Raw genomic sequence first — 14,687 nt, 5'->3', positions numbered from 1 at the left:
TTTAAAAGATATTATTTTCTTTAGTTTCAATTGGTAATATTTCAAATCATCTATTCTTTTTAATGGCTTTGACACCAGATCGCCAGAGCATCACAGTTCCATTGTTTCATCATGGTGCACCATGTTGATCGCCAGCTCCTTATTGTGTTATCGGTTAATTTTAGTTTTTTCTCAAGTTGCGCGTTAGTTTCACCCGCAACAAGTAAATCGATAAATTGCAACCATAATTCGGGTTTAGGTAAACGATTTAATTTGGTGCCGTTTAAAATATTAAAACTATGTCGGCATCGCTTGCAACGATAACAAGTTCGATTGCCAACTTTGGTCGTATCGGTTGAACCACAGTGTATACACGTTGGGTTCTGTACATTGAGCAAAGCTGTTATTTTTGCATTTATCACTTTGTGTTGTTCAATTAAAACTGGATTTAGGCAGCTCTGTTGTTTTTTGGTATACCATTGATACAATGAGTGATAGTGCGATTTTAAATAATCAATCATTGCGTGATCACGTCGCATCACTTTCTCAATTGAGCATCCCAAATTGTTAGCTATGGTATTATAGCTTTGATTTTGAATACGGTTAATAAAAATAATTTCTAGCCAATTAAAGGGCGTTAGCCGACTAAAAGGTGTATTGACTGCTACAGTAAAATATTTATAACACGCTTTACATCGATAAGTTGTGGTAGGTTTGGAGCGAATCAAATAAAATTCATTTTTGCCACAAAATGGACAAGCATCAATATGTTGAGATGTTATTTTTTCTAGATCGTGACGAAAAGCATTTAGCTCCTCATGCAATTCTAGTGGTATGAGTTCATCGATCATTGTTTACTCCCTTATCCCTTATCTACCTAAATATTATCAGATTTTTACATAAACATATAGCTTCCCTTAAACTTTTTTACATTATTTAATTTGCTGAAGTCACGAAAGTTATAAATAGCTTGAGCAAGTGATTAAAGAAATAAAATTAGCCTATGCATAGCATATTAGATTGGTAAGTAAATAAAAAGGTAGTATTGAGTATTGATAACGGTAAATTGCTTTAATTTAACCCAAAAAACGGCAACTAAAATCGACATTAACATTTGAATATTAATAGTCGATTTTAGTTAATTTGAAAAAATTATTGATGATTTAACCATTCTGCTACTTGTTTAGCAAAATAGGTTAATATGCCATCAGCACCTGCGCGTTTAAAGCAAAGTAACGATTCCATTATGGCCGCTCTTTCATCTAACCAGCCATTGTCAATAGCTGCTCTTAACATGGCATACTCTCCGGATACTTGATAAGCAAAAGTCGGTACGGCAAAATTGTCTTTTACTCTTCGTACAATATCAAGATAAGGCATACCGGGTTTTACCATAACCATATCAGCACCTTCACTAATATCTTGATAGATTTCTTGTAGTGCTTCATCACTATTTGCAGGATCAAGTTGATACGTTTTTTTATTGCCACCTCTGATATTTTTGGCAGAACCAACCGCATCGCGAAAAGGTCCGTAAAAGCTAGATGCATATTTGGCGGAATAGGCCATTATTTGTGTATTAACTAATTGCTGTTGTTCTAATGCATCACGTATAGCGCCGATACGCCCATCCATCATATCGCTTGGTGCTATAATATCCGCACCTGCTTGTGCCTGCATTAATGCCTGTTTAACTAAAGCTTCAACCGAGATGTCATTTTGTACATAACCTTGTTCATCAATGATGCCATCTTGACCATGAGTTGTATAAGGGTCTAACGCGACATCTGTTAATATACCAAGTTCTGGTACTTCTTTCTTCAAAGCCCGTATCGCTCTTGGCACTAATCCATTTTCATTATAAGCTTCTTCTGCAAGTAAGGATTTTTGCGAAGGGTCAATGGCTGGAAAAAGTGAAACAACAGGAATACCTAATTTAGCAATTTCTTGCGCTTCTTTTAATAAGACGTCAATACTCATACGATTAACTTTAGGCATTGATGAAACGGGTTGTGTAATGTTTTTCCCTTCCACAATAAAAACAGGATAAATTAAATCGTTCACGGTCAGATGATTTTCAGCCACTAAACGTCGACTAAAATCCTGATAACGATTGCGACGTAAACGTCGTTGCGGATATTGACCAGTAAAATATAATGACATAACACTACCTAACTATCTTTGTGAAGAATTGCTTTATTATCGGACTGTGTTACGAGATTAGCAAATTAATTTGTTATGGCGTAATAATTCGATATTTTACTTTACAACATAGTTATATTAGAGGTAAAATTGCGCACTAATTTTTAGTCCTTTGTGATATTAAACAAATTTGAGGTGAGAGGCACATGCCAGTAATTAAAGTACGTGAAAATGAACCTTTCGATGTAGCTTTACGTCGTTTTAAACGTTCTTGTGAAAAAGCAGGAATTTTAGCTGAAGTTCGTAACCGCGAGTTTTATGAAAAACCGACGACAATTCGTAAACGCGCTAAAGCAGCAGCTGTTAAACGTCATGCTAAAAAATTAGAAAGAGAAAACGCTCGTCGCACTCGTCTATACTAATATTTATACAGAAAATTATAATTGATATAAAAATCAATTTTATCTATTTTTGATATAAAGAATTTTTAACAAGCCGTACCCATAGATACGGCTTGTTGTCTTTGTGTAATGCCAACATTGATATCGGTTGAATTTTTATCATGAAAGGTCTTATTCCTCGCGATTTTATTTTAGATTTGATTGCTCGCACCAATATTCTTGATGTGATCGGTAAACGCGTTAAAATGAAAAAGAAAGGAAATAACTACTTTGGTTGTTGCCCTTTCCATGATGAAAAAACAGCCTCTTTTTCACTCAGTGAAAAAAAACAGATTTACTATTGTTTTGGTTGCGGTGCATCTGGCTCTGTTGTTAATTTTTTAATGCAATATGATCGCTTATCGTTTCCTGAAGCGATAGAAGAGTTAGCCAGTATGCAAGGCGTTCGTGTTCCTTATACCGATACGGATAATAAGCAAGATGATCAAGCGAAACACATTGAATCACGTAATGTCCGTAAAGACCTGTATACACTGATGGCAAAAATCACTCATTTTTACCAACAGCAGTTAGCATTACCTACCTCGATTGATGCACAACATTATCTTGAGCAACGAGGCCTAAATCATGAAATTATCGCGAGATATAAAATTGGCTATGCACCTAATGAATGGCGTTTAACTTCGCAAAATGTGGTTAAAAGCAATGCAGAGTCAACATTATATAATCAGGCCGGAATGTTAGTTACAAATGATAATGGCAACCAATATGATCGTTTTCGAGGTCGCATTATGTTTCCTATTCGTGATAGGCAAGGTAATGTGATTGCATTTGGTGGGCGAACGATCATTAATGATTCGGCGAAGTACATTAACTCACCCGAAACACCAATCTTTCATAAAGGTTTTCAACTCTATGGACTTTATGAAGCGCAAGAAGTCAACCGAAATCCTGAAAAACTTATCGTTGTTGAAGGATATATGGATGTGGTTTCGCTAGCACAATATGGCATAGATTATGCGGTAGCTGCGCTGGGTACTTCGACGTCGGAAGAGCATATCAAATTATTGTTTAGAGCAAGCGATTCCGTCATATTTTGTTATGATGGTGATAATGCCGGACGAAGTGCTGCTTGGCGGGCATTGAATGTTTTACTACCTTGTCTGATTGATGGTAAAAAGATTACTTTTGCTTTCTTACCACAAGATGAAGATCCCGATAGTTTTGTACGTAAAGTTGGCAAAGATGGATTTGAAGATTATCTGAAAACCGCGCCAACCTTATCAGAATTCTTATTTGATGAATTGCTTAAACAAGTTGATTTGAAAACAGCAGAAGGGAAAGCTAAATTAAGTTCTTTAGCGATTCCTTTGTTAGATCAAATTAAAGCAAAAGCGTTTCGATTAAATTTATTGCAACAACTTGGGCGTTATTTGGGGTTACTTGATGTATCTCAAATAGAGCAATTACTAGCGGCAAGCCGTCAAAAAAGTGAAGAGAAAGTAACCGAGATAGCGCCTGCATCTCAGATGAAATTAACAACTATGCGTATTTTAATTGGTTTATTGATTCAATATCCGAACCTTGCCAACCAAGTGACTGATATTGCAGTGATGCGCCAAGTTAAATTAGCTGGCATTGATATTTTTATTGAATTGCTTGAATTGTGTCAGCGCTACCCAAATATAACTACTGCGCAAATATTGACTGAATGTATTAATAGACCGTTTTATAAGCAATTAAACCGGTTGGCGACATTTGAGTACCATTATCAAGATGAGGAAATAAGCTCAATTTTTTCTCATACTTTAAAAGAGTTGTATGATAATATACTCACCCAAAGACAAGATGAACTTATCGCAAAAGAAAGAGTCTCAGGCTTAAGTACTGCAGAGAAAAAAGAATTAGCGACGCTTATACTTGTTTTATCGAAAAAAGACTAAATATACTGGGTATAGGTAATATAAAACTTTTTAAGTTGCACCTATACAATATACATGACCGAATAACTAAATGTGGACACCTTTTATGGAGCAAAATTCTCAATCACAGTTAAAACTCCTGATCATCCGAGGTAAGGAGCTAGGATACTTGACCTATGCTGATGTCAACGATCACTTGCCAGAAGAAATTATTGATTCAGATCAGATTGAAGATATTATCCAAATGATTAATGACATGGGGATTCAAGTACTAGAAGAAGCCCCAGATTCTGATGAGTTATTACTTTCAGATAATGTCCCTGATGAAGAAGCGGTAGAAGCGGCGACAGCATTAGTATTATCAAATGTTGAGTCAGAAATAGGTCGAACAACTGATCCTGTGCGCATGTATATGCGTGAAATGGGTGCGGTTGAACTATTAACTCGCGAAGGCGAAATTGACATAGCAAAACGCATTGAAGATGGGATTAACCAAGTTCAAACTTCGGTATCAGAATACCCAGAAGCTATCACTTATCTTTTAGAGCAATATAATCTAATTGAAAGTGGTGAAGTTCGTTTATCTGACCTCATCACTGGTTTTGTCGATCCTAATGCTGAAGAGTCAACAGAAGAGTTACCTGAAGAACTTGAAGACAGTGAAGCAGAAATCGACCTTGATGATAGCGATGATGAAAACGAAGAAGAGGGAGACTCCTCGGCTGATGATGATGCGTCTATCGATCCTGAAGTTGCTAGGGCTAAATTTGCTGAATTAAAAGAACAGCATGATAAAACATCTGAAGCTATCAAAAAGTATGGCCGTGCGCATAAAAAAGCACAACAAGAGATCGAAAATCTATCTGAAATTTTTAAACAATTCCGTTTAGTTGGCAAGCAATTTGATATTCTTGTTAACAATATGAGAAGTATGATGGATCGTGTCAGAGCGCATGAACGTGCGATTATGAAGATCTGTGTTGAGCAATGCAAAATGCCGAAAAAGCAATTTATGACGCATTTTACTGGCAATGAAAATAATATGAGCTGGTTCAATATGGCATTAACTGCTAAAGGCGCTTTTGCAGCAAGTTTAAAAGAGTTTGAAGAGCCAATCCAAGCTGAAATTAACTTATTACAGCAAATCGAAATTGAAACCAATCTTTCGATAGAGCAAATTAAAGATATTAATAGACGAATGTCGATTGGTGAAGCTAAAGCTCGTCGTGCTAAAAAAGAGATGGTTGAAGCCAATTTACGTTTGGTAATTTCTATCGCGAAAAAATATACCAATCGTGGATTACAATTCTTAGATCTTATTCAGGAAGGTAATATTGGTTTGATGAAGGCAGTTGATAAATTCGAATATCGACGCGGTTATAAATTTTCAACCTATGCAACATGGTGGATTAGACAAGCGATTACCCGTTCAATTGCTGATCAGGCAAGAACAATTCGTATTCCGGTTCATATGATTGAAACTATTAATAAATTGAACCGTATTTCACGTCAAATGTTACAAGAAATAGGGCGTGAACCAACACCGGAAGAGTTATCAGAACGCATGCAAATGCCAGAAGATAAAATCCGTAAAGTACTTAAGATTGCTAAAGAACCAATTTCGATGGAAACACCAGTTGGTGATGATGAAGATTCACATTTAGGTGACTTTATCGAGGATACTGCACTTGAGCAACCATTGGATGCGGCAACTTCTGAAAGTTTACGTAGTGCAACACGTGATATTTTATCTGGATTAACACCTAGAGAAGCAAAAGTATTACGTATGCGATTTGGTATTGATATGAATACCGATCATACGCTTGAAGAAGTTGGTAAACAATTTGATGTAACACGTGAACGTATTCGTCAAATTGAAGCTAAAGCTTTACGTAAACTACGTCACCCTAGTCGCTCTGACGTACTTCGTAGCTTCTTAGAATAATTATTTTTACCCATTTATATCGCCACTTTTGTGGCGATTTTTTTGACTTATTATGCTCAACGTTATGAATATACTACAGCGTTTTAAAATTGATCCTTTTTTGCTAACACTGATTTGTGTTGTTATTACGGCTAGCTTTTTTCCTTGTGAAGGGCAAACAAAAGTTGTGTTTCAATACCTGACCACATTTGCAATTGGTTTGCTTTTTTTTATGCATGGCGCAAAACTTTCATTAGATGCCATCATAACTGGCATAAAAAATTGGCGTTTACATCTATTCATTTTTAGTACCACTTTTATCATTTTTCCTATACTCGGAATAATGATGCAATTTTTAGTTCCCACTTTTTTATCGCAAGAACTTTATCTAGGATTTGTTTACCTTTGTGTATTACCTGCAACGGTGCAATCTGCAATTGCGTTTACTTCAATAGCAAGAGGCAATGTTGCTGCTGCCATTTGTAGTGCATCGGCATCGACATTATTGGGTGTGTTTATTACTCCACTATTAGTCGGTTTATTGATGAATACACAATCATCAGGCTCTATGAATATGCTTGATGCAATTTCATCTATTATGTTAAAGCTAATGTTACCTTTTATTCTAGGTCATTTATCCAGACGCTTTATTGGTAAGTGGGTAGATAAGTATAAAAGTGTCATTTCTAAAACAGATCGTATTTCGATTTTATTGGTGGTGTATGTTGCTTTCAGTGATGCGGTGGCAAATGGTATTTGGTCTGAAATTAGCTTACTATCACTTGTACAAATTATTTTCTATTCAATTGCGTTATTAACAATTGTATTACTTATTACCACGTATGGTTCACGGTTGCTTGGTTTTAATAAAGAAGATGAAATCACCATTGTGTTTTGTGGTTCGAAAAAAAGTCTAGCAAGTGGTATTCCTATGGCTAGTGTTATCTTTCCTATTTCTGTCATGGGGATAATGATTTTACCATTAATGATTTTCCATCAAGTTCAATTAATGATTTGTGCAGTATTAGCTGCCCGCTATGCCAAACGAAAAATATAAAAATTGTTTTGCTCATTGCTTAATTCTCAAGGATAATAGAAGCGCTATTAACAACAGAAAGATATATTATGTTACATCTATTTGCTGATTTAGAATTTTCCACTATTGTATTATTAGTTTTGGCGCTATTTTTTGTGCTTTTTTATGAAGCAATTAATGGCTTTCATGATACAGCTAATGCGGTTGCAACAGTAATTTATACTAGAGCATTAAAAGAGCAACTTGCCGTTTTTATGGCAGGAATGTTCAATTTTTTTGGTGTTTTGCTCGGCGGTCTTAGTGTTGCTTATGCTATAGTCCACCTATTACCAACTGATTTATTGCTTAATGTAAGTTCATTACATGGGCTTGCGATGGTGTTTTCTATTCTGTTTGCCGCTATCCTTTGGAATTTAGGTACCTGGTATGTCGGTCTTCCTGCATCGAGTTCACATACATTGATTGGCTCAATTATTGGTGTGGCAATTGCAAATGCATTTATTATGGATACCTCAATTATTGATGCATTAAATATTCCGAAAATGCTGCAAATCTTCTTGTCTTTAATTATTTCTCCTGTTGTTGGGCTTGTGCTTGCAGGATTAATGATTTTTTTACTGCGAAAGTATTGGACTCGTAAAAGCCAAAGTAAAAAAAGCAGTAAAAAACGAGAACGTATCTTTATGACACCAGAACAACGTGAAAAACTTTATGGTAAGAAAAAACCTCCATTCTGGATCCGCATAATGCTTATTATCTCTGCCGCTGGTGTGAGTTTTTCACATGGTGCTAACGATGGTCAAAAAGGTATTGGCTTATTAATGCTGGTATTAATGGGCATTGCTCCTGCTGGTTTTATCGTTAATATGGGCGCATCTACTTATGAAATTACCAATACTCGTAATGCGATTCATAATATTCAAGAGTACTTTGTTACACATAATGATGATCTGATGAATGTTATTGGTAAACAACCCGCTTTAGATACCAGTATCCCTGAAGGCGATCTCAATAAATATCATTGTGATTATTCGCGTTCATTTATTACTTTAGGCATTGCGAATAATTTATTTAATAAAATTAATGATTATGAATCCTTAACCGTAGAACAACGTTCACAAACCCGACGTATATTATTATGCTTATCTGATACGGTTTCGCACGTGGCTAAACAACCAAATGTCTCTTCACAAGATAAACAGTATTTAAAATCATTAAATGATGATTTACTTAAAACTATTGAATACGCGCCAATTTGGATAATTATTGCAGTGGCTTTAGCATTAGCGGTTGGAACAATGATTGGTTGGCGACGTGTGGCTATTACTATTGGTGAAAAAATTGGTAAAAAAGGCATGACTTATGCACAAGGCGTATCGGCACAAATTACTACAGCGTTATCTATTGGTATTGCGAGTTATACCGGTATGCCAGTATCAACTACTCAAGTACTTTCTTCATCTGTAGCAGGTACGATGATCGTTGATGGTGGTGGTGTGCAAAGTAAAACAATTAAAAATATTGCGTTAACTTGGATATTAACACTACCAATATCGATTTTGTTATCTGGCTCACTTTTTTGGCTTGCTCAAAAATTAATTTAGTAGTAAAAATAGAGTACTGATTTTAACTTAACTAGGACGTTAACAATAAAAAGGAGTAAAGTATCATGGCTTATAAACATATATTAGTCGCAGTTGACTTATCACCTGAAAGTGAGGTTCTTGTCGAAAAAGCAGTCTCTATGGCTAGACCATATAATGCACAAGTATCCTTAATTCATGTTGGTATTAACTATTCAGATCTTTACACTGGTTTAGTTGATATCAATATGAATGATATGAAAGATCGTATTACTGAAGATGCGCATCTTGCATTGAATAAACTAGCTGATGATGCTGGATACCCGATTGCACATACTCTTTCTGGAAATGGCGAGTTTGGTCAAGTCTTAATTGAAGCTATTCATGAATATGGTATTGATTTGGTGGTTTGTGGTCACCATCAAGACTTTTGGAGCAAGTTAATGTCTTCTGCTCGTCAACTTATCAACAATACCCATATTGATACATTGATAGTTCCTTTAAAAGATGAAGAGCCTTCTGAAGAGACAGCCAAATGAACAGCTAAATATCAACCCGCTTAACTAGCGGGTTTTTTATATTTTAGCAATCCTTTTATTTCAACAAATTATATAAAAATATGGCTTAATCTAGTTATTTAATTGCCACTTTTTGCCTATTCATTTAATTATTTAAAGAATATACTCAGATCCAATATTTAGAATATAAGGAGATTGATTATGAATATCGCATTAGTTACTGGTGCTTCTTCTGGGTTTGGTCAGGCTATTTGTCGTAAATTGATTGACGATGGTTATAAAGTCATTGGTGTGGCAAGGCGCGCAGATAAATTACAAAAGTTAGCAGAAGAATTAGGTGCTAATTTTTGTGCATTGCCTTTAGATGTCACTAAAAAAGATGCCGTAGAATCAATATTGTTACAATTGCCTAAAGAATTTCAACCTATCGATATTTTAATAAACAATGCCGGATTAGCCTTGGGATTAGAACCCGCTTACCAAGCTAATTATGAAGATTGGGAAACTATGGTTCAAACTAACATAGTTGGCTTAATTCATCTGACTCACCATCTTTTACCTGGCATGGTTGAACGAAACTTTGGTTACATAATTAATCTTGGCTCTGTCGCAGGGACTTATGCTTACAAAGGTGGAAATGTATATGGCGCAACAAAAGCCTTTGTTAAACAGTTTAGCGCTAATTTACGTACAGATTTGTTAGGTAAAAAAATTAGAGTCACAAATATAGAACCTGGACTATGTGGCGGTACTGAATTTTCTAATGTCAGATTTCATGGCAATGATGAACAAGCAGCCGCTGTGTATGAAGGGGTTGACTATATAACACCTGATGATATTGCTAACACTGTTTCATGGCTGGTTAACACGCCAACACATTTTAATGTCAATGCACTCGAAATTATGCCAGTTGCTCAAGCTTCTGCTGGATTAGCCGTTTATAAAGAAACCAAATAGATAATTGACGTCGATATTAGATAAACAATATCGACGCGGTTTAATGTTAAAAAAATAGATATGGTTAACAAAATAGACTTGCACTTCTGTCAATGGATTGCTATCCTTTTCCCTTGTAATTTTGATTGAGGTTAATGGTAATGACATTTACTGAAGTAACTAAAACATTTGCGACAAGCTTGCCAGGTACAGATAGTTATGTAAAACTGCGTAAAGCTATGCGTACATTAATTCAAGAAGATCCAAATAATGCTTCAGTTTATTTTTTGATCTTTGGTTTTGCGCGTACTTATGTCATGTTATATGAAGATCAGGAAGTCTCACCAAAATTTGCCGAAGAGAATCAAAAGGTTATGCTATCTTATCTTAATATTCTTGATGAAGCGTTAAAAAAACAAGACGCTAAAACTCTTTATCAAGCTTTAAATAAGGTAGTTAATGAGTACGAAAATAGCAAAAAAGTATTTTAAATAACAGCCTGACATGAAAGTGTCGGGCTGTTTTGTTTAGAGTAAAAACTAATTAGGAAAAATGATGACAATGTTAATGATCATTTCAGGCATTATTGGCACCTTAGGCACTATTATTCACTATAGGGCGGGTTGATTTTTCCTTAAAAAAATATAAAAAACCCGCTGAAATAAGCGGGTTTTTAGTTTATATAAAACATGTTCAAGAGCCTTAAAAATAGGAATTTGAAAAAAATAATATAGTTCAAATTGATACGCCTGTTTTCAAAAACTATTCATTAGTTCAGGTAAACGGGTATTTTGAATTTTAATTGGCATAAATTAGGATAATAAGTAAAGGTGTGATATGAAAGTTTTGAAATTTGGCGGGACCTCTGTCGCTAACGCAGAACGTTTTTTGCGAGTTGCAGAAATTATTGAAAATAATGCTAAGCAAGAACAAACTGCAACAGTTTTATCTGCACCAGCTAAGATTACTAATCATCTGGTTGCGATGGTTGAAAAAACCGTAGCAGGGCAAGATATACAAAATAATATTTATGATGCTGAAAAAATATTTGCTGATCTATTAGCCGGTATCGCAAAAGAACAACCTAATTTTGCCTACGATAAAATGAAAAGTTTTGCTTTAGATGAATTAAATAATATAAAGCAATTATTAGAAGGCATTCGTTTATTAGGGCAATGTCCCGACAGCATTAACGCTTCAATTATTTGCCGAGGTGAAAAACTATCGATTGCTATCATGCAAGAGTTGCTCAAGGCAAAAGGGCACTTAGTCACGGTAATTAATCCTGTTGCAATGCTAATTGCCGAAGGCGGTTATCTAGAATCAACTGTTGATATAGCAGAATCCTCACATCGCATTAGTGAAATGCATATTCCACAAGATCATATTATTTTAATGCCAGGTTTTACCGCTGGAAATGATAAAGGTGAACTTGTTGTGCTTGGCCGTAATGGTTCAGATTATTCCGCATCGGTATTAGCCGCCTGTTTGCGCGCAAGTTGTTGTGAAATTTGGACCGATGTAGATGGTGTCTATACCTGTGATCCGCGAATTGTACCAGATGCTAAATTGCTTAAAACCATGTCTTATCAAGAAGCGATGGAACTGTCTTATTTTGGTGCCAAAGTGCTTCACCCTAGAACTATTTTACCGATTGCGCAATTCCAAATCCCATGTTTAATTAAAAATACCAATAACCCAGATGCACCCGGCACGCTCATTGGTGCAAATGTTGTTGATTCAACAACCCCAGTAAAAGGCATCACTAACCTAAATAATATGGCGATGATCAACGTATCAGGTCCAGGCTTAAAAGGTATGGTTGGTATGTCCGCGCGTGTTTTTTCAGCTATGTCTTACGCGGGTATTTCTGTTGTTCTCATTACTCAATCTTCCTCAGAATATAGTATTAGCTTTTGTGTACCACAAGCAGAGCTCTATCGAGCAGAAGAAGCATTAGGTGATGAATTTTATTTAGAATTAAAAGATGGATTATTAGAACCAATTGAAGTCATTGAAAAACTAGCGATTATTTCAGTTGTGGGTGATGGAATGCGCACTTTACGCGGACTTTCTGCTAATTTCTTTACAGCATTGGCTCGCGCCAATATTAATATTGTTGCCATTGCCCAAGGTTCATCTGAACGCTCAATTTCGGTTGTAGTCGATAATGATGTTGCAGTGATGGGCGTAAGAGTTACTCATCAAATGTTATTTGGTACCGATAAAATGCTAGATGTTTTTGTAATTGGTGTTGGCGGTGTGGGCGGTGCGCTTATTGATCAAATTGAGCGACAACAAAAATGGCTCAAAAATAAGCAAGTTGATCTGCATGTTTGCGGGCTATTTAACTCTAAGCACAGCGTACTTAATCGAGATGGTATCAATCTGACAAATTGGCGAGAGCAAATAAAACAGAGCGAAACAAGCTATACTTTAGATAGTATAATTGAATTTGCTAAGAATAACCGATTACTCAATCCAATTTTAGTTGATTGTACATCAAGTAGTGAGGTTTCTGATAAATATGCTGACTTTTTAGCTAATGGATTCCATGTCGTTACACCAAATAAAAAGGCTAATACCAGTTCAATGGCTTACTATTTACGTTTACGCCAAGAAGCCGCTAAAAGTAAACGTAAATTCCAATATGATACCAATGTTGGGGCAGGACTACCTGTTATTGAAAATTTACAAAATCTACTTAATGCCGGCGATGAGCTAATTAGATTTTCAGGCATATTGTCTGGTTCATTATCCTTTATTTTTGGTAAGCTTGATGAGGGTATGTCACTATCTGAAGCAACAAAACTTGCTAAAGAAAAAGGTTTTACTGAACCCGATCCTCGTGATGATTTATCAGGTACCGATGTAGCAAGAAAATTATTGATTTTAGCCCGAGAAGCGGGTTTGCAGCTTGAGCTTGATCAAATTAATGTTGAATCTGTTTTACCAGAACAATATGCACAAGGTAATGTGGATGAATTTATGGCTAAATTACCGCAACTTGATGCTGAGTTTAAATTAAAAGCTGAGCAAGCAGCTAAACAAGGCAAAGTATTACGTTATGTTGGTAGTATCGAAAATAATCAATGTAGCGTTAAAATCGAAGCTGTTGATAGTGATGATCCACTTTACAAAGTTAAAAATGGCGAGAATGCATTGGCATTTTATACCCGTTATTATCAACCTATTCCACTGGTATTACGGGGTTATGGTGCAGGCAATGATGTAACCGCAGCCGGTGTCTTTGCTGATATTTTACGTACGACATCAGGCAAGATTGGAGGTTAAATGAAACAGCAATCTTTAACGGTTTATGCCCCTGCATCAATGGCAAATATCAGTGTAGGTTTTGATATTTTAGGCGCGGCAATTCACCCAATTAGTGGGGCGATGCTAGGTGATTGTATTACTGTTGCGCCCGCTGAGGAATTTACCCTTACCAGTAAAGGGCAATTTGTAAAAAAATTACCGCGTGATCCAAAATACAATATCGTTTATCAATGTTGGCAACGATTTTGCCAAGCTATGGGTAAAACGTTACCGGTGCATATGACCCTTGAAAAGAATATGCCAATTGGTTCCGGTTTAGGTTCTAGTGCTTGTTCTGTAGTTGGCGCTTTTGTTGCTTTAAATGAATTTTTTGATAAACCATTTAACGAGTTTCAAATGCTGTCAATGATGGGTGAACTTGAAGGTCGAATTTCAGGTAGTGTACATTATGATAATGTAGCGCCTTGTTATTTGGGTGGTTTACAACTTATTATTGATGAAATTGGGACAATCAGTGAGTCGATTCCGCACTTTAACGATTGGTACTGGGTAATGGCTTACCCAGGGATTAAAGTGTCGACAGCTGAAGCTCGTGCGATTTTACCTGCTCAATATCAAAAAGCTGACTGTGTTGCGCATGGTCGCTATGTAGGTGGATTTTTGCATGCTTGTTATACTCAGCAACCAAAATTAGCGGCGGCAATGTTGGTTGATAATATTGCTGAACCTTATCGTAAACAGTTACTACCTAACTTTGATCAGACGCAAAAACGTGTTAAACAGCTAGGTGCGTTAGCATCGGGTATTTCGGGATCGGGTCCAACAATGTTTGTCATTGCTGATAAACTTGAAATTGCTCAGCAAATTGAAGCATTACTCAAAAGTGATTATTTACAAAATGATGAAGGTTTTACACATATCTGTAAAATAGATACACAAGGTGCAAGAGTTATTTAAAATCCTATAAAAA

Annotated in this window: 12 protein-coding genes; 10 read left to right on the top strand and 2 right to left on the bottom strand. The window is 35.9% G+C overall.

Translation table 11 applies throughout. The annotated features are described in order from the left end of the window. Window positions 1-59 precede the first annotated feature (59 nt). Both A9G09_RS05605 and hemB read right to left on the bottom strand, forming a co-directional pair. Window positions 60-830 carry a hypothetical protein gene (locus tag A9G09_RS05605; RefSeq protein WP_065633909.1) on the bottom strand — a complete coding sequence of 257 codons (771 nt, stop codon included), beginning with the start codon at window positions 828-830 and terminating at the stop codon, window positions 60-62. A gap of 301 nt (window positions 831-1,131) precedes the next feature. Then, entirely contained in the window at window positions 1,132-2,142 is a 1,011-nt protein-coding gene (gene hemB, locus A9G09_RS05600; protein WP_065633908.1) for a porphobilinogen synthase, read from the bottom strand. Window positions 2,143-2,327: 185 nt separating this feature from the next. Here hemB and rpsU point away from each other — a divergent pair, with 185 nt between their 5' ends. The 10 genes from rpsU to thrB all read left to right on the top strand — a co-directional run bounded on the left by rpsU (window position 2,328) and on the right by thrB (window position 14,674). Further along, window positions 2,328-2,543, top strand: coding sequence for a 30S ribosomal protein S21 (rpsU, locus tag A9G09_RS05595; protein WP_024495180.1), 216 nt, complete (start codon window positions 2,328-2,330; stop codon window positions 2,541-2,543). 140 nt (window positions 2,544-2,683) lie between these two features. Continuing rightward, window positions 2,684-4,465: a DNA primase gene (gene dnaG / locus A9G09_RS05590; protein WP_065633907.1), complete on the top strand. Its 1,782-nt coding sequence runs from the start codon at window positions 2,684-2,686 to the stop codon at window positions 4,463-4,465. Window positions 4,466-4,550: 85 nt separating this feature from the next. Beyond that, a complete protein-coding gene (gene rpoD, locus A9G09_RS05585; RefSeq protein WP_065633906.1) occupies window positions 4,551-6,389 on the top strand; it encodes an RNA polymerase sigma factor RpoD in 1,839 nt (612 codons plus the stop codon). A gap of 64 nt (window positions 6,390-6,453) precedes the next feature. Beyond that, window positions 6,454-7,425, top strand: coding sequence for a bile acid:sodium symporter family protein (locus A9G09_RS05580; RefSeq protein WP_065633905.1), 972 nt, complete (start codon window positions 6,454-6,456; stop codon window positions 7,423-7,425). Window positions 7,426-7,493: 68 nt separating this feature from the next. After that, entirely contained in the window at window positions 7,494-9,008 is a 1,515-nt protein-coding gene (gene pitA / locus A9G09_RS05575) for an inorganic phosphate transporter PitA (protein ID WP_065633904.1), read from the top strand. A gap of 65 nt (window positions 9,009-9,073) precedes the next feature. Then, window positions 9,074-9,526, top strand: coding sequence for a universal stress protein UspA (gene uspA / locus A9G09_RS05570; RefSeq protein ID WP_065633903.1), 453 nt, complete (start codon window positions 9,074-9,076; stop codon window positions 9,524-9,526). A gap of 180 nt (window positions 9,527-9,706) precedes the next feature. After that, window positions 9,707-10,462, top strand: coding sequence for an SDR family oxidoreductase (locus tag A9G09_RS05565; RefSeq protein ID WP_065633902.1), 756 nt, complete (start codon window positions 9,707-9,709; stop codon window positions 10,460-10,462). A 140-nt stretch (window positions 10,463-10,602) separates the two neighbouring features. Beyond that, on the top strand, window positions 10,603-10,932 hold the full coding sequence (locus A9G09_RS05560; protein WP_065633901.1) for a hypothetical protein: 330 nt from the start codon (window positions 10,603-10,605) through the stop codon (window positions 10,930-10,932). 346 nt (window positions 10,933-11,278) lie between these two features. Continuing rightward, window positions 11,279-13,735 carry a bifunctional aspartate kinase/homoserine dehydrogenase I gene (gene thrA / locus A9G09_RS05555; protein WP_065633900.1) on the top strand — a complete coding sequence of 819 codons (2,457 nt, stop codon included), beginning with the start codon at window positions 11,279-11,281 and terminating at the stop codon, window positions 13,733-13,735. Then, on the top strand, window positions 13,736-14,674 hold the full coding sequence (thrB, locus tag A9G09_RS05550; protein WP_065633899.1) for a homoserine kinase: 939 nt from the start codon (window positions 13,736-13,738) through the stop codon (window positions 14,672-14,674). The last annotated feature ends 13 nt before the right edge of the window (window positions 14,675-14,687 follow it).

This window comes from Gilliamella sp. wkB292, assembly GCF_001690235.1.
Taxonomy (GTDB): domain Bacteria; phylum Pseudomonadota; class Gammaproteobacteria; order Enterobacterales; family Orbaceae; genus Gilliamella; species Gilliamella apicola_F.
This window is presented reverse-complemented; position numbering and strand designations above follow the sequence as displayed.